The sequence below is a fragment of the Micromonospora sp. WMMD1082 genome (assembly GCF_029626175.1).
GTDB lineage: Bacteria > Actinomycetota > Actinomycetes > Mycobacteriales > Micromonosporaceae > Micromonospora.
Map to the genome: position 1 here is coordinate 5,239,860 of NZ_JARUBM010000002.1, position 19,041 is coordinate 5,258,900.

At 69.9% G+C, this 19,041-nt stretch carries 17 protein-coding genes; 16 read left to right on the forward strand and 1 reads right to left on the reverse strand.

Going from position 1 to position 19,041, the window contains the following annotated elements; genetic code table 11:
• Positions 1-8 precede the first annotated feature (8 nt).
• Positions 9-860: a peptidoglycan-binding domain-containing protein gene (locus O7615_RS24225; protein ID WP_278180087.1), complete on the reverse strand. Its 852-nt coding sequence runs from the start codon at positions 858-860 to the stop codon at positions 9-11.
• Positions 861-1,030: 170 nt separating this feature from the next.
• Between O7615_RS24225 and O7615_RS24230 the strand changes: the two genes are divergently transcribed.
• From O7615_RS24230 to O7615_RS24305, 16 genes are all read left to right on the forward strand, one after another.
• Complete coding sequence (locus O7615_RS24230) at positions 1,031-3,856, forward strand: hypothetical protein (protein WP_278180088.1); 2,826 nt, start codon at positions 1,031-1,033, stop codon at positions 3,854-3,856.
• Positions 3,856-4,722 carry a hypothetical protein gene (locus O7615_RS24235; RefSeq protein WP_278180089.1) on the forward strand — a complete coding sequence of 289 codons (867 nt, stop codon included), beginning with the start codon at positions 3,856-3,858 and terminating at the stop codon, positions 4,720-4,722. The genes O7615_RS24230 and O7615_RS24235 overlap by 1 nt, the downstream gene beginning before the upstream one ends.
• A gap of 40 nt (positions 4,723-4,762) precedes the next feature.
• The gene (locus O7615_RS24240; RefSeq protein ID WP_278180090.1) at positions 4,763-8,080 is read left to right on the forward strand and encodes a carbohydrate binding domain-containing protein; all 3,318 of its coding nucleotides are present in this window, start codon (positions 4,763-4,765) and stop codon (positions 8,078-8,080) included.
• Positions 8,073-9,131 carry a hypothetical protein gene (locus tag O7615_RS24245; RefSeq protein WP_278180091.1) on the forward strand — a complete coding sequence of 353 codons (1,059 nt, stop codon included), beginning with the start codon at positions 8,073-8,075 and terminating at the stop codon, positions 9,129-9,131. The genes O7615_RS24240 and O7615_RS24245 overlap by 8 nt, the downstream gene beginning before the upstream one ends.
• 186 nt (positions 9,132-9,317) lie before the next feature.
• The gene (locus O7615_RS24250; protein ID WP_278180092.1) at positions 9,318-9,788 is read left to right on the forward strand and encodes a hypothetical protein; all 471 of its coding nucleotides are present in this window, start codon (positions 9,318-9,320) and stop codon (positions 9,786-9,788) included.
• A 144-nt stretch (positions 9,789-9,932) separates the two neighbouring features.
• Positions 9,933-10,913: a hypothetical protein gene (locus tag O7615_RS24255; protein WP_278180093.1), complete on the forward strand. Its 981-nt coding sequence runs from the start codon at positions 9,933-9,935 to the stop codon at positions 10,911-10,913.
• 69 nt (positions 10,914-10,982) lie between these two features.
• Positions 10,983-11,285: a hypothetical protein gene (locus O7615_RS24260; RefSeq protein ID WP_278180094.1), complete on the forward strand. Its 303-nt coding sequence runs from the start codon at positions 10,983-10,985 to the stop codon at positions 11,283-11,285.
• 183 nt (positions 11,286-11,468) lie between these two features.
• The gene (locus tag O7615_RS24265; RefSeq protein WP_278180095.1) at positions 11,469-12,164 is read left to right on the forward strand and encodes a hypothetical protein; all 696 of its coding nucleotides are present in this window, start codon (positions 11,469-11,471) and stop codon (positions 12,162-12,164) included.
• A 296-nt stretch (positions 12,165-12,460) separates the two neighbouring features.
• Positions 12,461-13,513, forward strand: coding sequence for an AAA family ATPase (locus O7615_RS24270; protein ID WP_278180096.1), 1,053 nt, complete (start codon positions 12,461-12,463; stop codon positions 13,511-13,513).
• Positions 13,510-14,046, forward strand: a complete 537-nt coding sequence (locus O7615_RS24275) for a hypothetical protein (RefSeq protein WP_278180097.1) — start codon at positions 13,510-13,512, stop codon at positions 14,044-14,046. The genes O7615_RS24270 and O7615_RS24275 overlap by 4 nt, the downstream gene beginning before the upstream one ends.
• A gap of 70 nt (positions 14,047-14,116) precedes the next feature.
• Entirely contained in the window at positions 14,117-14,425 is a 309-nt protein-coding gene (locus O7615_RS24280; protein ID WP_278180098.1) for a hypothetical protein, read from the forward strand.
• Between the two features lie 203 nt (positions 14,426-14,628).
• On the forward strand, positions 14,629-14,994 hold the full coding sequence (locus O7615_RS24285) for a hypothetical protein (protein WP_278180099.1): 366 nt from the start codon (positions 14,629-14,631) through the stop codon (positions 14,992-14,994).
• Positions 14,995-14,999: 5 nt separating this feature from the next.
• On the forward strand, positions 15,000-15,947 hold the full coding sequence (locus O7615_RS24290) for a DUF2637 domain-containing protein (RefSeq protein ID WP_278180100.1): 948 nt from the start codon (positions 15,000-15,002) through the stop codon (positions 15,945-15,947).
• Between the two features lie 609 nt (positions 15,948-16,556).
• Positions 16,557-17,462, forward strand: coding sequence for a recombinase family protein (locus tag O7615_RS24295; protein ID WP_278180101.1), 906 nt, complete (start codon positions 16,557-16,559; stop codon positions 17,460-17,462).
• Positions 17,463-17,679: 217 nt separating this feature from the next.
• A complete protein-coding gene (locus O7615_RS24300) occupies positions 17,680-17,958 on the forward strand; it encodes a hypothetical protein (RefSeq protein ID WP_278180102.1) in 279 nt (92 codons plus the stop codon).
• A 104-nt stretch (positions 17,959-18,062) separates the two neighbouring features.
• On the forward strand, positions 18,063-19,034 hold the full coding sequence (locus O7615_RS24305; RefSeq protein ID WP_278180103.1) for a ParB/RepB/Spo0J family partition protein: 972 nt from the start codon (positions 18,063-18,065) through the stop codon (positions 19,032-19,034).
• Positions 19,035-19,041 lie beyond the last annotated feature (7 nt).

The following is a 19,041-nucleotide window of genomic DNA, read 5'->3' on the forward strand; positions in this document are numbered from 1 at the left end:
GGCGGCCGTCAGGTGACCGGGTTGCGGTAGGCGGCGGTCCACGTGTTGATGCCGATCAGCCCGTCCTGGCGGAGACGCTGGTCACGCTGAAACGCCAGGGTCAAGGCACGGTACTCGGGACCGTAGATGCCGTCGTTGCCGTGCCCGGACAGCCACCGGCGGTCCTTGCCGATGTTCCAGCCTCGCCTGCCGAGCTGGGTGGCCCACTCCTTGAGCCAGGCCCGGTCGGTGCGGCCCCGGAAGTAGCGCTCGTACTTGCCGGACACCGAATAGTCCGGGCCGGACGCGGGGCCGAAGTACCAGCCGCCCGGCAACGGGAAGGCGATGGGGGTGCCGGGTGCGGGCTTGCTGCCGGTGGGGGGCTTCGGTGCCGGCGCGGGCTGCCCGATGATTGGTAGACCCGCCTTGAGCCACGAGTAGATCTCGTCGCCGGGGCAGGCGGTGTTGCCGCGGTCTTTGTGGCCGAGAAGGGTCAGCTTGCTGCCCTTGCGCCGGTTGGCCTCTTCGTAGAGCCACTTGAAGGAGCGGCGCGCGGCGTCGGAGACGTCCTGCACGCCGGGCTTGTCGGCACCGATGACGCAGACGCCGATGGCCGGGGTGTTGTGGCCGGCGCAGTGCGCGCCGATCGTCAACCAGCCTCGGCCCTCGAAGATCGCGCCGCTGGTCGACGAGATGAGGAAGTTGTAGCCGATATCGGCCCAGCCCCGTTCCCGCATGTGGAAGTCCTGGATCTGACGCGGGGTTTGGGTAGCGCTGGCGGCCGAGTAGTGGCCCATGAAGACGGTCCGCCTCGACCAGGTGGTGACGTCGCGGCCTTCGGGTGGTCGGGCGCCCCATTCGGCGCGGCTGATGATGTCCACTGAGTTGTCCTCCCGGCAGCGTCAATAGGCTGTCGGGGGACGCCTCTCACGGTAGCGGGCCGCAGTCGGCCGACGCGACTCCCCCTGGCGCTCCGAGGTGCAGCGATGTGAGTTTTTTATACGGCCGCAATGGACGATTGCGGCCCTATCAGACGGCTTACGTTGAGGGTGTGGCGCTGGGGCGTGCGTACATCGAGATCGTCGGCGACGTAAAGCGGTTCGCGCCGGAGTTGCGGAGGGGCCTGACGCAGGCGTTCAAGATCGCGTCGGTTGGCACGATCGCGGCAAGCGCGTCAGGAAGCCTCCTCGGACTGGCCGGTTCCCTGGCGTCAGTCGGCGGAGCGATGTACGCCCTGCCGGCGGCGGCGGCGGTGGTCGGCGGGGCTGCCATCGGCGCGCTGATGGTCGCCACTCGTGGGCTCGGCGAGGCGTTCGCCACCGCAGGCGGCGATGACATCGCGAAGTTCGAGGCGGCGATCGCGGAGCTGTCCCCGCAGGCGCAGCGCCTGGCGCGGGAGTTCCGCGACATCTACCCGGCGCTGTCGGACGTGCGGAGCGCCGCGCAGGACGCGTTCACGGGCCAGTTGGTGGGGCAGCTGTCGGCAACGGCATCGGTGCTGGCGGGCCCGCTGCGGACCGGCCTGGCCGGTGTCGCTTCCGAGTGGGGGGCGGCGGCGCGGGCGGCGTTGGAGTTCGTCCGCGAGGCGACCAGCGTGCAGGTGCTCTCCGGGGTCCTGGACACGGCTCGGCTGTCGGTGGGGAGCCTGGCCACGTCGATCGGGCCGCTGTTGACCGGGTTCCGCGACATCACCGCGGTGGCATTGCCGTCGATCGCGCGGGTGTCCGACCTTGCCGGCGGGGCTACGGTCCGGTTCGGAGAGTGGCTGTCGGCTATGGCCGCCAGCGGTACGGCCGTCGCGGCGATCGACCGCGCGGGCGGGGTGCTGTCGCAGTTGGGCCAGCTGACGGCGAACGTCGGCGCGATCCTCAACCGCGTCCTCCAGGCGGCCAGCGAGGCGGCGACCGGCGGCCTGCTCGCCGGACTTGTCCAGGCGACGGGCACGTTGCGGGAGTTCTTCGCCACGGCGGAGGGCGGAGCCGCGCTGAGTGGCGTGTTCCAGGCGTTGGGCACGGTCGCGGCCGGGTTGTCGCCGGTGTTAATGACGCTGCTGGGGATCATCGGCGATTCGCTGGTGCCGGCGCTCTTGCCGATCGCGAAGGCCATCGTGCCGGCGTTGCAGGCGCTGGCATCGGCGCTCGTGCCGGCGATCGGTGCCCTCGGCCCAGCCCTTGGGCCGGTGTTCTCGGCGCTGTCGCAGGGCATCCAGGCGCTCGCCCCGTCGCTGGGGCCGATCGGTCAGCTCCTCGCGTCGCTGCTGGTGTCTCTCGCCCCGGTCCTGCCGGTGATCGGTGAGCTGGTGACGATGCTGGTCGGGCCGCTGGCGCAGGCGCTGACCGCGTTGGGTCCGCTGCTTGGACCGATCGTGTCGGCACTCGGTCCGGTGCTGCTTCAACTCGGCCGGACCGTGACGGCGGTCCTCGCCCCGGTCGCCGGGCTGCTCGCCGAGTTGTTCACCAAGCTGGGTCCGCCGCTCGGCAACGTCGTCGCCGCTCTCGGCACTGCCCTCGCGCCGATCCTGGCCGCGTTGGGTCCGCTGGTCGTCCAGGTCGTGCAGGCCCTGATGCCGCTGATTCCGACGCTCGTCGGGCTGCTGCCGCCGATGGTGGACATCCTGGTGGCGTTGACGCCGCTGATCGAGCTGGTCGCGCAGCTCGCCGCCGTCGCGGTGTCCGTCGCAGCGCCGCTCATCAAGGTCGCGGCGGTGCTGGTCGGTTTCCTCGCCGCTCAGGCGGTCGCGCCGCTGGTGTCGGCGCTCGCCTCCGCGATGGCGTGGCTGCTGTCGCCGCTGTCGGGTGTGGCCGGCTGGCTGGCCGACGTCGCGGGCTGGCTGACCCGGATCGACTGGGGTGGCGTGGGGTCGGCGATCGGCGGGGCGTTCTCGACGGCGTGGACCGCGGTGAAGGGCTTCTTCGAGTCGATCGGCACGTGGTTCGCGGAGCTGCCCGGGAGGATCGGCGCGTTCCTGGCGAGCCTGCCGCAGCTGCTGTGGTCGCTGTTCACGTCGGCGGCGAACCTGGCGTTGCAGGCCCTGGGCGTCGGTATCGGGCTGATCCTCTACGCGGTGACGCAGCTGCCGGGGCAGATCCTCGCCGGCCTCAACGCGCTGCCGGGGCTGCTGCGCAACCTGCTTCACCAGGCGATCGACCTGGGCCGGCAGGCGTTCCGGACCGGTGTCGACGCGGTGGTGAGGTTCGCGCTGGACCTGCCGGACCGGATCGGGTCGGGGCTGTCCCGGCTGGGCGGAATCATCACGAACGCGTTCCGCAACGCGCTCAGCAGCGGCCGCACGGCGGCCGTGAATGGCTTCAACTCGATCTTGTCGTTTATCAACGATATTCCCGGTCGCATCTCCGGGTACGCCGGCCGGTTCCTCAGTGCAGGGTCCGGGCTGGTGAGAAAGCTCGTTGACGGGCTGCGGCAGGTGCCGTCGCTGGGCAGCATCGCGTCGGCGATCACGGACACGATCCGCCGTCAGCTCAACCGGATTATCGCAGCGATCAACTCGGGCATCGCGAAGGTCGACGCGATGCTGCCCGGGTCGTTGCCCCGGATCCCGATGCTTGCCAACGGCGCGATCCTGCGGGCCCCGACGCTGTTCGTCGGCGGCGAGGCCGGCGACGAGGTAGTGATCCCGCTGACCCGGCCCCGGCGGGCCCGGCAGCTCGCCGAGGAGTCGGGCCTGCTGTCGCTGCTCGCCGGCGAGATGGGCCGAGGCGGGACGCCGATCACGTTCGGCAGAGGCGCGATCTCAGTGGTGTTCGAGGGTGTCGTGCCGACCCGACAGGAGGCCCTGGACGCGGGTCGGGCGGTCGGCGACGGCGTGTTGGAGACGTTGGCCCGGCGGTCCGTGGCCACGACGGTGAGGACGATCTGATGGGCGAGTACAACCCGGACCGGCCGTACGTGTTGGGCATGCAGTGGGCGCCGATGGTGAAGGCACCGGTCGTGTTGGACACCGCCACCGAGGCTGGGTACACGTTCAGGACCGCTACCGAGAAGGTGGATCGGGTGTGGCTGCGGTCGACGTCGACGCCGCCGGGTCGACCGACGCGCACCGAGCTGCTGGTGAACCTGTATCAGGCGGGCGTGATCGCCGGCACCGGACCGGTGCGGAAGCTGGTGATTCCCTGCGGGTCGGGGGCCTTGCTGGCCGGCGCGGCCCTGGGCGGCTCCGCCATGTCCGTGGAGGACGCGGTGGCGAACCCGTCCGACCCTCGGTACATCGCCCTGACGGGTCCGGGTGCCGCCGCCCGGTTCTGGTTCTCGACGGTCACCGCGGCGGTGCAGGGGGCTCTGTACCGGCGGCGGATCCTGGACGTGTCGGTGCTGTACGTGATGTCGGGCCCGTTCGCCGACCTGGCCGAGGGGGTGACGCTCGGCTTGGAACGGCCGTCGGCCGGTGTGGTGTGGCCGATGGACGAGACGTTGACGGGGCCGGCGCTGCACGCGGCCGCGACGGAGGTGCGGCGGTCGCGGCTCGGCGAGCTCAACCCGTGGTGGAGCACCGCGGCGACGCCGCTGACCACGAAGTGGCGGATGCCGTACACGTATGCGGGTCACACGTCGCCCACGTCGGGGCTGACGGCGTGGGCGGCACCTGGCGGCACGAACGTCAACGTGTGCCTCCAGGTTGCCGGGTCGGCACTCGATGATGCGGTGTTCCGGCTGCACTACCTCGCGTTGGAGGTGGCGTACGGGGGGGGAGAACCGGGCCGGCGGCGGAGGGGTCGACATCTCTGACGGCGCCGGCCAGCAGGGCGGGGCGTACTACGAGGTCCCGATGTTCGGGATGTACAACTACGGGTCCGCGGTGTCCATGCGGCCGGGCGACCGGTACGCGGTGACGGTTGGTCGGGCGAGCTCCGGGCAGTTGTCCGTGGCGTCGACGGTGCCCGTGCCGGTTGACCGGCTGGGTACGGTCGACGCGCTGCCCAGCCTGCGGGGGGTGCAGCTCCGCAAGACGGTCCGCGAGGGTGCCGTGCCGAGCGTGGAGACGGTCAACGACCTGCCGGCGATCGTCATGTACACGGGGTTGCCGCTGCCGGGCGACGCCGACAGGCGTTCCCACGTCTACCTCGCGCAGGCGATCGGCACGGTGTCCGGGCGGTTCTTCGGCGGCGACCTGATGCAGCGGATCGTCGATGACACGGCCGGCACGTACGTGTGGGTGCGGTTCTACGCGCGGCACCTGCCCGGCACCCGGGAGCCGCTGCACCTGTACCAGGCCGATCCGGCGGACCCGTGGGTGAGCCTCGGCGCCAGAGCGACGATCAGCGTTGGCGAGTTCGAGACGTTGCCGGAGGTCGCCGACGGGTGGCGGGAGGTCACCCTGCGGCTGGATCCGCCGCTGGAGACAGCCGGCGGCGGTGGGGTGATGTGGTGGACGATGGCCAGCTCTGCGGAGGATGATGCGCCGTGGCAGGTCCTCGGCGCGGACGCCGAACCGGGCAGCGGGGGGCCGAGCACGATCAGCGACGCGACGTACGGCGGGGCGGAAGCATACGCCACTATCGACAACGCTGACGACCGGTCGGCGGATCTGACCCTGATGCTGGTCCGGGAGATGGACGAGGTTGCTGGCCTGGTCGTGCAGTCGGCTGTGCAGCCGCTGACGGTCGTCGACGATCAGTGCGACCGCCCGGCGGGCGGAGTCCCGACCGGCATCCACTATCACCGACTGGCGTGGGATGCCGTCAACAGCGAGGTCGTGGCCGGGTGGGGCGCGTACGAGGTGCAGCGCCAGGACGACACGATGGACGACGAGGCGTGGGAGACGGTCGCGCTGGTCACCGCGCCGAACGTCACCGCCGTCGACGACTACGAGGCGCGGGTCGGTGTCGAGTCGCGGTACCGGATTCGGATGATGCACCGCATCGGGGTGCCCGGGCCCTGGTCGGCGCCGGTCGCGGCGACGATCCCCGCGCCGGGGGTGACCGGCACCCGCGTGGATGTCGGTGCGCTGATCCTGACGAGCAACCACCACCCGGCCGGCAACCTGGCGTACGTCACGAACCAGGACCGCAACGCGGGTGAGGAGTTCACGTTCCCGGAGGCCCGGGACGTCGAGTTGCGGGCGATGTACGGCCGCGACTACCGGGCGGCGTTCCGCCCGCTGGAACGCGGCGGCGTGGAGTTCACTCGGACCGTGCTGGTCAACGCGGTCGCGGTGCCGGCGCAGACCCTCGACCGGGGATTCCGCAGCCTGCGGGATCTGGCCTGGGACCAGGTGCCGTACGTGTGCGTGCGGGACGAGCTGGACAACCGGTGGCTGGCGACGCTGTTGGTGCCGTCCGGGTCGGTGCGGCGCAAGCGGCAGCGCGGGCAGATGCAGCTGGCGCAGGTGACGATCGTGGAGGCGGCGGACATTCCCGCGCCGGTCGACGGTGGACCGCCGCCATGTGAAGGGCTGCGCCCAGAGGGCCACACGACCCAGGTGTACGCGGCGGCGGACACTCCGGCCAGCGTCGGCTGGAGTCCGCTGGCTGTGGACGACCAGTTCGATCGGGAAGTGCCGACCGGCGGGTTCGGGTCGACTAACAGGCCGGGGGACCCGTGGGTGGTGGTGTCCGGGCCGCCGGAGGACCTGTGGGTGACTGGCGGCGTCGGGGTGATCCAGCTGGCTGAGCCGCTGAACGCGAACCCGTACTTCGAGAAAGACGTGGCCGGTTGGGAGCCGAGCGGTGGCACGTTCGTCCGGTCGACCGAGCACGCCCACGAGGGTGTCGCGTCGGGGCTGTTGACGCCCAGCGGCGAAGACGATTTCGTGTTCGTCGAGTGCGAGCCGGGCCCCGAGACGGTGCCAGGAGCGACGTGGCGGATCGCGGCGTGGGTGCGCTGCGACGTGTCGCGCGATGTCGTGCTGTCGCTCTACTGGTTCGACGGCGAGGGCGACCTGCTGGACCTGGACGAGAGCGACCCGGTGACGGTGCCGGCGAATACGTGGGTGCAGCTGGTGTTCTCCTGGACGGCTCCTGAGGACACGGTGCAGGTAGCCGGGGATGTGTACCTGCCGGGTGAGGCTCCCCCTTCGCATCGCCTGTTCATCGACGAGGCGGGGATCGGTCCAGAGCCGGTGGACAGGCAGGTCGTCACCGGCCCGCCCGTGCGGGACGTCGAGGTGTTGGCGCGGCTGCGGATCACCCGGCCACCCGGAGGGGAGCCGATCAACGCGTACCTGCACGGCCGGCACCTCGATGAGGCGAACGGGTACATGGCTCGGCTGGCGTTCGCTCCGGACGGCACGGTCGGCGTCGGCCTGGAGATGCTGCACGAGGGCGAGTCGATCGTCCTGGCGGAGCTGGAGACGGCGTACGACTGGCAGTGGGTTGAGGTGCCAGTCGTCGTCGGTGACTGGTACTGGTTCCGGATGCAGGTCCGGGGTCAGGTGGTGCGGGCGGCGGCGTGGAAGGACGAGCCGGGCAGCTACTGGCCGGGATGGACGGTGCAGGAGGTCGAGGTGACGCTGCCAGCGGCGGGCCTGGCCGGCGTCGGGGCGGGTTTGTCGCCAGGGAACGGCAACATCGACGGGCGGGTGGAGGTCGACAGCGTCCAGGTACGGAAGCCGATGCCCGACGTCGACCTGCGGGTGGAGATCCGCCCGACCGGCGATCTGTGGGAGGTGCGTATCGAGCACTTCTCCGACACGAACCCGGAGTTCCTCGGGTCGGGTTGGAACGTCCGCTGGTCGGACGTAGAAGCCTGCTTCGAGGTGTTCGACTACGACGTGTTCTACGAGTGTGTGCCGGCAGAGCAGCTGGGGGTGGTGCGGAACCAGCGGCGCTGGCTGCGGGCGGCGTACGAGCTGGACGCCGGTGACGGCCAGGCCCGGGTGACGTTCTACACGTCGTTGGACGGGGTGACGTGGGGGTCAGGGTTCGCGGTGGATGGCTTCCCGGAGCCGCTGGACCTGGACGCGGGGTTCATCGAGGTGAGCGCTCGCGGAGACATCACGGTGTCGCGGGTGGAGGTGCGCAACGGCGTCGACGGGCCGCTGATCGTCGGCCCGGACTTCGAGGCGCAGCCGAAGGGCACGAAGGTGTTCCTTGATGTGGCCGGCGCGACGTGGGAGGTGGAGGGTGTCGGGATTTGCGGTGCGTGATCCACTGGACCTGCCGTCCGGGGTCGGGCAGCGGTCGGTGTCGTACCGGTTCGCGCTGGTGGACGGGCGGACCGGGACGCGGCGCGGGCCGGTAACGCCGCTGCGGGACACCACACCGAGCCTGGTCCATGACGTGACCGGCATCATCGTGCGGCGGGTGGAGTCGCTGACGCTGGGCGTGGCCGACGCGCGGCGGTTGCGGCCGTTGACCGACCGGGTGGCGATCTCGATGATCGTCGGCGGGCGCGAGTACCCGTTGGGCCGCTACATGGTTGGCGACGCCATCCAGTTGCAGACGTCGGCGGGGTCGACGGCACCGCTGGTCCTGTTCGACGAGATGTTCGTCGTCGACCAGGAGTTGGAGACGGGCTTCGAGGGCGGCGGGCAGCGGGTCGACCAGGCGGTGTTGAGGCTGCTGGCGGGGCTGCCGATCGGCGAGGTGCAGGTGGACTGGACGGACCTGACGTCGGTGTCGTCGTGGTCGCCGGGAAACACGCGAGGGATGGCACTGCGGGACCTGTCCAGGCAGGGCAACTTCTTCCTGCCGTGGTTCAACCATGGCGGCCGGCTGCGGCTGATGCGGGCGTTCGAGCCGGCGAGCCGGCGGCCGACGATCGACCTGGACGCCTCGCAGCGGGTGATCCGCGGGTCGGCGGCGCGCGGTTCGGAGCTGCTGACCGCCCCGAACCGCTTCGTCGTGGTCAGCAACGATCCGGGGACGGACGTCGCCCCGATCGTAGGTGTGTACGACGTACCCGCGTCGGCGCCGCATTCGATCTCGCAGCGAGGGTTCGTACTGCCGCGCGTGGTGGAGGCGCAGCTGCCGTCGCAGGTGGCGGTCGACGTGTATGCGCGGACGCTGGGTATCCAGCAGACGGCGTACGAGACGGTGGAGCTGTCGACGCCGCCGGACCCGCGGCACGACGGGTACGACGTGGTGCGGTGGGACGGAGTGCCGTGGCTGGAGACGGGCTGGACGATGCCGCTGGCCGCTGGTGGGGAGATGCGACACACGCTGCGTCGCGCGTACCCCGGGCACGGGCGGCGATGACCTGTGATCGACCAGCGGATGGTGCAGGTCCCGGTGCGGGCGATCGCCGCAGCGGTCCTCGACCGGGTGTTGGCGATGGGGATCACGAGCCGGCTGCGGCCGGCGACAGCGGCCGGCCCGGCGTCCGATGGCGGGTTCCTTGTGGTAATGGACGGCGACGCCACGCCGATGCGGGTCGTGTCGCTGGTGGGCGCGCTGCCGAATGACGCGCGGGTGATGGTGCTGATGACGCCGCCGGCCGGTCACCATGTGGTGGGGTACCTGGGAGCACCGCCCCGGTCGGCGTACCTGACCGACACCGGGGTGGTGACCAACGAGCTGGCGGTGACGTACGCACCGGGTTGGGCGCAGGAGGACAACTCCTACCGGATCGTCGGCTCGCGCATCGAGCTGAATCTGAACGTGCGGCGCACTGGCGCGGCCATCACGGCGAGCGCCTTGGGCAACATCACGGACACGCTGATGGTGACGCTGACCGATCCGAGGTTCAGACCGACGATGCCGAAGCATCACCTGTTCCGGTCGTCGGTCACGTCTGGGTCGGCGGTGCTGGACACGCTCGGTCAGTTGACTCTGCTGGACATGCACTCGACGTCCGTGATTGCGACGAACGACATCGTGCGAGTGTCCGTCGACTACCCGTTACCGCCGGCTTGAAGGTCATCGGACACAGCGCAGCCCCGGATCGCGAAATCCGGGGCTGCGCTGCGTTCACGTGGAGACACCAGCATAGCGAGCGGGAGGCACATCGGGCAAAGCGGCTCACTAAGCGTACATACTTTATTGACGGCAAACCTATCTGTGTCATACAATGTCTTTGTATGCAATGCCCCGTTTGTAGAGGAGGAATGGATGGGGAAGCTTCTGCTCGTGGCCCGGGGCCATGAGTTTGTCGATGAGGTGCTGGACGCCCTCGGGGACGTCGAGGTGGAGGTTGTGGTCGGGAAGCCGACTGTCGACGAATGGCGGACCGCGCTGCTCGTGTTGGTCGACGCGCGGCGCCAGGCGCTGACGGCTGGAATGCCGGCGCACCCGCGGATGCAGATCGTCGCACCGGCTGCGCTGACCGGCGACCGGTTGGCCGCCGCGATTCGCGGCTGGCAGGCCGAATACCCGGATTCGGCTGTGTGCAGGCTGCCCCGCGCTGCGCCTGGTCTCCGCGAACTCGTAGCGTTGACGGTTGCTGGTGGGCGCCCTGCCGAGGTGCGGATCGGTGTGGTTGGTGGCCACGGCGGCGCCGGGGCGACCACTCTGGCGGTCGCTCTGGCGCTTGTCGCCGCCGACGAGGGTTGGCGCACGCTGCTGGTCGACGCGATTGGGCGTGGCGGGGTCGATGACCGGCTCGGTGCGCCGGTCACGTCGTTGCGAGTGGTTGACGCGCCGGACTACCCGGCGGTGGAGGTCGAGCAGAACGCGGCCGAGGTGAAGGTGGTCGACCTGGACCGAACGCTGGGCGGCGCGCAGGTCGAGGCGGCGCGGCTGTGTGACCTGGTGCTGCTGGTCGGCAACGTGCAGCGCAACGCGATGGCCAGCCGGCGGGTCGCCGTCCGGCTCGCCGGCGCAGGCGTGCGGTTCGGCCTCATGCCGTCGTGGCGGCACGACCACGTGGCGCTGGCGCTGGCCGAGGAGTTCGCCGTGCCGGTCCTCGACGAGGTGCCGCTGGATCCGGCGTCGATCTTCTCGGACGGCCGGGTGCACCTGATCGGACGATGTCGCCTGCTGGCGATGGCCCGCGACGTGGTGCGTCGCGGGCCAACGATCATCGCCCGGGTGGCGGCCTGACCATCCCCGGCGGGTGCCGTACATTGACGTTGTATGGCAGTCGGCCGTGGGAGGAGAGGAACCGTGAAGGTGAGCCGGACAAAGCTGAAGGCGGTCGCGCGCAAGGTGTCCGACAACCTGACGAAGCCGGGGCCGCTGGACCTGCCGCCGGTGGTGGGGCTCAAGGAGATCGTCCGGATGTTCGACGTGAAGGACAACACGCCGTACCAGTGGCGGTCGAAGGGGATCCTGCCGAAAGAGGACGGCGAGGTCAGCAACAACCCGGTGTGGAAGCTGACGACGATCTACGCCTTCGCCGAGGAGACGAAGCGGCAGATCGTGTGGGACCCGTGGGACGTGCTCGAAGAAGACGAGGAGGCAGCATGGCTGTGAGCAAGCCCGACCGAACTGCGGCCGTACAGGTCGGGTGTAGGGTGCCGGAAAACGCGTCGACCCCGCCAGGCGGTCATCTGGCGGGGCCGAAGGCTAACCCGGAACAGAGAACGGGTCGCACGCGCATCGTACGCCAGTTCGGGCGACGGTGCGCTGGCGGCGCTGTACAGAGAGGCCGCCTCCATGATGGACAGGTGGACGGTCGAGCGCGCAGTGAGGCACAGGCTGTGCCCGCTCGACCCTCCCGGTCGGCAGCTCATCCTGACGCTGCTCACCTGGTCGGACCCTGCCACAGCGACGATCCCGGAGCGCTTCACACCCAGCCTGACAGACCTGGTGAACGCGACCGGGCTCGCCCGATCGACGGTCGCGAAGTGGCTCAACCTGCTGGAGGGCAAAGACGGCGACAACGGCGAGGAGCGCACCAAGCACAAGTGGGTGTGGCGCGACCGGCCGACGGTCGCGGACGCCCGGAGCAAGAAGGCGAGGACGGTCTATCGCCTGGGGGTGCCGCCCGACCTGTTGCGAGCGCTCACCGAGTTGGGCGTGGTTGGTCCGCGTGCCGGACCAGCGGCGTCCGGCACGTCCGACTCGTCCGGGTCGGCTGGTTCGAGAGGCGGACCAGTGAAGGCGGGCAATGGTTCGACACGCGGACTAGCGCTAGTCCGCTCATCGGACCGAGTTGGTCCGCCACTCGGACGCAAGACATACGGGGAACAAGAACCGGTTCAGTCTGCCGGCACCGGCGGCGACGACCACGCGTACATCGAGGGGCCGAACGGCAGATGCGCGCTCCCCGGATGCACGAAGTCGGCTCCGCTGCACACCCGACGACTGAACGTCGTATCGAGAAGGGAGAGGAAAGTGATCGGGGAATGACGGCGCACGGGGTGCCGATTGAGTTCGCGCAGTGTGTGACCTGTGGTGGCGAGCTGGTTCCCGCCGGGGACGACTGGCGGCACGCGGTACCGGGCGGCTGCACTGAACTGGCCACACCGGTGATCTGCTGGCACGGAGACTGCGGCCTGCCGGCTGCCGTCGGAGCGCTGGCCTGCGTGAGCCACGCGGGCACTTTTTCGTAAGCGGATGCTGTACGGCTACGGTCAACCATTGCGACCGTATGGTATCTATGTAGGTTCGTTCACGTGGAAAGGGACGAGATGAGTTCGCGGTTCATGCCCGCTACCCGAAAGAAGGCGAAGGCGCGCATCGCCCTCGCAGGGCCGAGCGGGGCGGGAAAGACCCTGACTGGCCTCAAGCTGCTGTACACGCTCACTGGTGCGGTCACGATCACCGATGGGATCGAGCGGATCGCGTTCGTCGACACCGAGCGGGACTCGGCCGACAAGTACGCGGTGAACCCGGAGCTGCCCGGTGTCGGCGGCATGACGCCCGAGGAGGCCGGCGGGTACGGCTTCTCGAAGATCAGCCCGGTGCGGTACGACCCGCGCCAGCTGATCGAGCTGATTGACGAGGCGGCCTTGGTCGGGTTTGGCGGGCTGATCATCGACTCGCTGTCGCACTACTGGTTCGGGCCCGGCGGGGTCTTGGAGATGGTCGACCTGGCTGCCCGCAACCACGGCGGCCGGTCGATGGATGGATGGCGGGAAGTGCGCCCGTTCGAGCGGGCGTACATCGAGGCGCTGATGAGTTTCCCCGGGCACGTCGTGGTGTGCCTGCGGTCCAAGCAGCGCTACGAGCTGGTCGAGGGAACGGACGGCAAGGCCAAGGTGGCGAAGCTGGGAATGCAGCCCGACCAGCGCGAGGGCATCGAGTTCGAGTTCGACGTGGTCGGTGACATCGACGCGGAGCACTACCTGCGGGTGACAAAAAGCCGGTGCGACGCTCTCGCCGACCGGGTGATTCACAAGCCGGGCGCGGAGCTGGGCCACCAGCTGCTCGACTGGCTGGACTATGGCGAGCCAACGCGGGACGTCGACTGGCCGAAGGCGCTCGCGGCGTGCACGTCGCGAGAGGACCTGGCGGTGCTGTGGCAGCGGGCGCAACGGCTCGGCAAGACGCAGCGGCTGCGGGACGCCTTCAACGCGCGGGGTGCGGAGATCGCAGCCGCCCGGCGTGCCGCCGGAGTCCCGGGTACGCAGCTCGCCAGCGCGGTGACCGAGGCGGCTGGTGCGCATGCGGCCGACCCGGACACCTCCGAGTCGGCCGCCGCGCAGCAGGCCCGCGACGCCGGCCGGATGGCGGAGACGGCGAGGGCGGGCCGGTGAGCGACGTGCAGCAGCGGGCCATGCGGGCGGCGGTGCTCAAGGCCCTCATGGACGAGGTGAAGAAGGTGTACGACGCCGTGCGGGCCGACGCAGACTCCGGCCTGTTCGATCTGCACCGGGCGTTGGGTGTGACGACGATCGAGGTCCGGTTGCCGGGCTACGACGGCGCGGTGGCGCAGGTGACGCTTTCCCTGCCAAAGGCGGGTTTCGTGGTCGAGGAGGCCGGGTTCCTGGCGTACTGCAAGGCGGAGCATCCGACCGAGGTCCAAGCGACTGTCCCGAAGCCGGTGGAGTCGGTGCGGGCGGCGTTCCGGAAGGCGCTGCTCGGTCGGTTGCGAGTCGAGCGGGACGGCACCGTCGTCGACGGTGAGACGGGCCGGGTTCTCGACTTCGTGGAGATCGCGGAGCCGGGCCCGCCGTCGACGACGCTGAGCTTCAGGAAGGGCGGCCGTGAGGAGGTCGCGGCAGCCTACCGGGACGGTCGGCTGGCGTTGCCTGAGTTGCTGGCGTTGCCGGCGGCACCGCCGGAGTGAGCGGTGCGGGGCCGGCTGGTGTGCAAGCGCCACCCGGCCCCGCTCCACGTCGGAGACCGGGAGGTGGGCGGTGGCGATCTACGCGAGCCTGGTGCGTGACGGTCTGGTCGACGTCGACGCCTTCACCGCGGCCGCCGAGGGCGGGCCGGTGGGGGTATGCGACGGCTGCGGCGGGCTGCTAGACGGGTCGGTCCAGGACGGCGGCGGGCTGGTGTGGCTGACGCTCCGCTGCCGATCATGCGACGCGGAGCGGACGTCGCCGGGCGGCCGGTGCCGGCCTCGGCCGGCGAGTTGGCGGCCGGCACCCCGGGCGTGGGTGTTGGAGGCGGCGGCCGAGTTGGAGGCGCGGCGGCTGGGTGAGCGGCCCGCGCGGGACTAGCCCGTTCCGTCCGTCCGCCCACAGCCCGCCCCAACGGAATAGGGCTGGGCAGACGGAGCTGCTGTGCGCCAGCCACCTGCACGAGCACCAGGCGACGGTGGCGGAGCGCGGCGAACTGGTCGGCGGAACGCTGACCGAGCTGTAAAGACCGACGACGGCCGCTGAGGGCTTCCCGGACGGCCTCGACATGTGGAGGAAGATGAGTGGACACATTGGAGTTCCTGGGCCGGACCGACCCGGAGTCGCCGCCGCCCCGCACCAGCGTCGAGATCACGGTTTGCCTGCCGGCCTTCATGGTCGGCGACGAGTGGGCGCCGTGGTGCCTCGGCTGCGGCCGCGACATCGGCGACCGTCAGGTGGCGGTAAAGCTGGGCAGCCTGCGATGGTGCGAGGGATGCGCGCGGCAGCGACTCCACCCGGCATTTCCGCGTGCCGCGTGGATTGCCGTTGCCGAGCACGTCGCGGCAGCGCCGAGCCAGCACAGTGCGGCATCGGCTCGCGCGGCACTGTGGACCCTGGCGGCGATGCTGCGCGAGGCCGGCGCTGCCGGCGGGCCTGCCGGGAGGTGACGGCAGTGGTTCACGTGGAGAAGACCGCCAGCACCGAGGTACCGGAGCGCCCGAGCAAGGGCGCGTGGGTGGTCGCCTGGTCGGCATTCGCTGCCGGGATCGGCGCGAGCCTCGCCGCAAACATCGCGCACGCGGGAGACGGCATCGGGGAGAAGTTCGTTGCCGGCTGGCCGCCCCTAGCGCTGCTGTTGTGCTCCGAGGTGATGATGCGGGTGCCGGCACCGCGGCATCCGCCGGTAAGGGCGTTGCAGATCATCGGCACCGTGGTCGTTGCCGGCGTCGCCGCGGTGGCGAGCTACCGACACATGAAGGCCCTGGCCCTGGAGTACGGCGAAGACAATCTGACGGCGAGCACCCTGCCGCTGTCCGTCGACGGCTTGGCGCTGGTGGCATCGATCGCGCTGGTCGTGCTTGCGCACCAGCGGCGCGACGCGATCGCCGCCGAGCGTACCGCCGCCCTGGCTGTCGCCGCGCCGCGGCCGGTGCCGATGCCGCTGGATGAACCGGCACTTGCCGGGCGGCCGGCTGCCGCTCCCGACTCGGTGCCGCGGTCTGCCCCCGGGCCTGTGCCGGATCCGCTACCAGAGGTGGAGCCGCAGCCTGCTGCCGAGCAGGTGTCGGTGCCGTCGGGGCCGGACCCGATGCCGCGTATGGAGCCGGTCGTACCACCGGTGCCCTGGCCGCAGCAGCAGCCACTGCCGGTGACACCGCCGCCGGTGCCGTCCGACGCGGCGACGGAGGAACTGTGGGCTGCCGCCCGGAGGGCTTGGCGTGACTCCGCTGCCGCCGGGGAACCGTTGACCGGCAAGGCGCTCGGCAAGCAGTTTGGACGCGGCGAGAGGTGGGGCCGGGACCGCATCGCAGAAGCAAAGGCCGAGCGCAATGCCGAAGAAGCCGGCGGCGACGTCGGCGAGAGTGCCGACCGGGCGCCGGCTGGCGCTGGAATCCGATAGAGGTGGAGCGTCACGCGGCGGCGGCCTCACCCCAGGCCGAACCGCCAGGATGCCTGAACAGGCTCAGAATGCTGGCCTCTTCGTAGTGGCGTGCGATGCGGTCGCAGTGGTTAAATGTGACCGTACGCGATGCGTCGCGTCAGAAGCGGTGTGGGGCCCACCGGTGTAACTGTCGGGGGACAAATGGCTGGTCGGCCCCACGCCAGCTCAAAGCGAACAGAGAGCCCGGAACCCGCTCTACGCGGCGTTCCGGGCTCTCTGCGCTGCGGATACCTAGCGTCGAGTACGCTGCCGAATCGTATCGGGACGGTTGTGAGCATCCGGCGTCGGCCGCTGTCGGTAACGATGTCGCAACTCACACGCTCTTGTGGGTGGCACAGTGCGTTGACGCACTGCTACCTTATAGGTCGTCCTGTCTGGGTCGAGGCAGAATGCTAACAGCGCCGACGCAGGTCAAGGTGGGGGTCTTGGCCAACGTCCGATGTCTGAGGCGGTGTTGGGGCCTGCCGGCCGGAGAAATCAACAGGGAGAACGACAACTGGGGGGCCGCAAGTGCGCTGCTACGGGTACGACGAAACGGGCCGCACAGTCATTCAGGCTGAGGCCGCAGTGATCCGCGAGGTCGTGCAGCGCGTCCTGGAGGGCGAGAGCATGCGCTCCATCGTCGCCGACCTGCGGAAGCGCGAAATCATGACGTCCGCCGGGCGCCCGTGGACTCAGCAGTCGCTGTCGCGCCTCTTGCGGAACCCACGCCTGGCAGGTCTCAAGACGTACCGCGGTGAGGTGGTCGGCAAGGGCGAGTGGGACCCGATCATTGAGAAGAGCACACATCGAAAGCTGCTAGAGGTCCTTGACGACCCGTCGCGTAAGCAGCCGACTGCGACGAACGTACGCAAGTACCTGCTCAGCGGGGGGTTCCTAGCATGTGGATTCCCCCTCGACGGTGAGGGCGACGAGGTGCGGCGTTGCGGGAAGTCGCTGTACACGCAGCCGAGCAACAGCGGCAAGCGCGGCTATGTGTGCCGATCGGGTAGCCCGAGCTACGGGTGCGGCCGGATCCGGATTGCGGCAGCCGCCCTGGAGGATGAGGTGGCTACCCGCGCCCTGGCGCGACTGGCGTCGCCGAAGGTGCGCGCTCGGCTAGAGGCTGCCGTGGGTTCTGCGACCCTCACTAGCGAACACGTCGCTCGCGCGGTGGAGGCGATCGACGAGCGGCTGATGGAGGCCGGCCAGGCGTACGCGAAGCGGGAGATCAGCTTGGTGACGCTCAAGGCGATCGAGGAAGAGGCGAAGCTGGAGCGACGCTCCCTCCAGGAGGCGCTGGCCCAGTCTGCGCGGTTGCAGTCGCTGCCGGCGACGACTCCCGAGGGCCTGGCGGCCTGGTGGGTGGATGCGCCGCTGGAGCGGCGGCGGGAGTTGCTGGCGCTGGTGCTGGACCGAATCGTTGTGTTGCCGGCGACGCAGCCGGGGAGGACGCACCTGGACGCCGAGCGGCTGGAATTCGTCTGGAAGTGAGCCGCCGGTCCTCCTAGGCGCTCCTGCCTTCCGGGTTGCAACCGTTTGCTTGATCGGCTGAAAGTTGCTTCCGGCTATCCATTTGGGCTGTCGCTCCCCGTGGTCAACGGTTTACGATCTTCATCGCGGTTTCTTAAGGGCGCCTTAACCGTGACCACTGCTGTCGGGTCGCAGTGGCACTGCTGGTGCATCGATGCGAGAAACGGGGGGACGTAGCGTGCCGCGCAGGCGCAAGATCGAGGTGTTGAAGCTGGCCCAGCGGATCGAGGCGGAACTGGCCTCCGGGCGGGTGGATGAGGTAGAGCTGAGCGACGAGCAGGTGCAGCGGTTGGCCGGACTTCTGAGGCCGCCGACGCCGACACCGCCCGCGATGTCGACCACTGCCACCCCGGCGGCCGGTGGGCGGTTTCGGCGGTGGCTGTCACAGAGCACCGCTGCGGTCATCCACGTCCCGACCCTGTTTTCCCTGGCCGCGAACGCCCCGCCGCCACTTTGACATCCTCCTTGGCGTACATATAACATTGACGACAAGATCGTCTTTCGCATACAATGAAGTTGTACGAAAGCCGTACTCCTTCACGTGGAATGAGGAAGACGATGGTGGCGAAGCCAGCCCTACGGAGCATCCCGGTCGCGAAGATCGAGGCGGACCCCGACCAGCCCCGCAAGCTGTTCACCGAGGAAGAACTGGCCGAGTTGGCGGCCTCGATGAAGAAGCTCGGCCAGCTCCAGCCGGTCGCGGTGCGCAAGACGGGGAAGCCGGGCCACTACCGCCTGGTCGTCGGCGAGCGACGCTGGCGGGCCGCGCAGCAGGGCGACATCGCCGAGTTGTCCGCGATGGTCTGGGAGATGGACGACGAGGCGGCGTTCATCGCGCAGGTCGCTGAGAACGTCAACCGGATGGACATGACGCCGATGGAGGAGGCTTCCGCGTACGCGCGCCTCGCCGACGCCGGCTGGGAGACGGAGGCGATCGCGGAGCTGTTCGGCAAGTCTCAGCCGTACATCGGCTGGCGGATCGATCTGCTCGGCCTGATCGACGACGCGAAGCAGCTCGTCGCCAAGGGCCAGATGCAGGTGGGCGTCGCCTGGTACGTGTGCCGGCTGAGCGCCGACCAGCAGCGGCGGTTCGTCGTCCGGTGGGCTCGGGGCGAGTTTTCCTCGGCGCGGGATGCGGAGGCGTTCGCCAAGGCGTGCAAGGCGGCCGAGGACCAGGCCGAGTTCTTCCAGCTCGACAAGGCCGAGCACGACGAGGAGGCGCAGGCGCGGGTGGTGGAGGAGCGCAAGAAGGTCGTGAGCAAGATCGAGCGACTGTCGGCGGCCGGGAAAGTCCTGCACGAGCTGGCGCAGATGGACGCCGAGGAACTGGCGCGGGTGCTCGCTGGCGCCGAGGGCGGCGTTGCCGGTCACCGGCAGCGCGTTGACGACCTCCGCTCGCTGGCGGGCAAGGTGTCGGCGAAGCTGCGCAAGGCCCAGGCTCTCGCGGCGGCGGCGACCGTCGAACTGGACCCGGATGTCGCGGTGAGCATCCCGGCGGAGCTGGTCGACGTGGCACCAGTTTCGGCCGGTTGATCATGGC

Bases quoted from the DNA above. Each gene is read 5' to 3' on its own strand.
- O7615_RS24235 (WP_278180089.1), top strand. From the start codon at position 3,856: ATGGGCGAGTACAACCCGGACCGGCCGTACGTGTTGGGCATGCAGTGG.
- O7615_RS24240 (WP_278180090.1), top strand. From the start codon at position 4,763: ATGTTCGGGATGTACAACTACGGGTCCGCGGTGTCCATGCGGCCGGGC.
- O7615_RS24265 (WP_278180095.1), top strand. From the start codon at position 11,469: ATGATGGACAGGTGGACGGTCGAGCGCGCAGTGAGGCACAGGCTGTGC.
- O7615_RS24270 (WP_278180096.1), top strand. From the start codon at position 12,461: ATGCCCGCTACCCGAAAGAAGGCGAAGGCGCGCATCGCCCTCGCAGGG.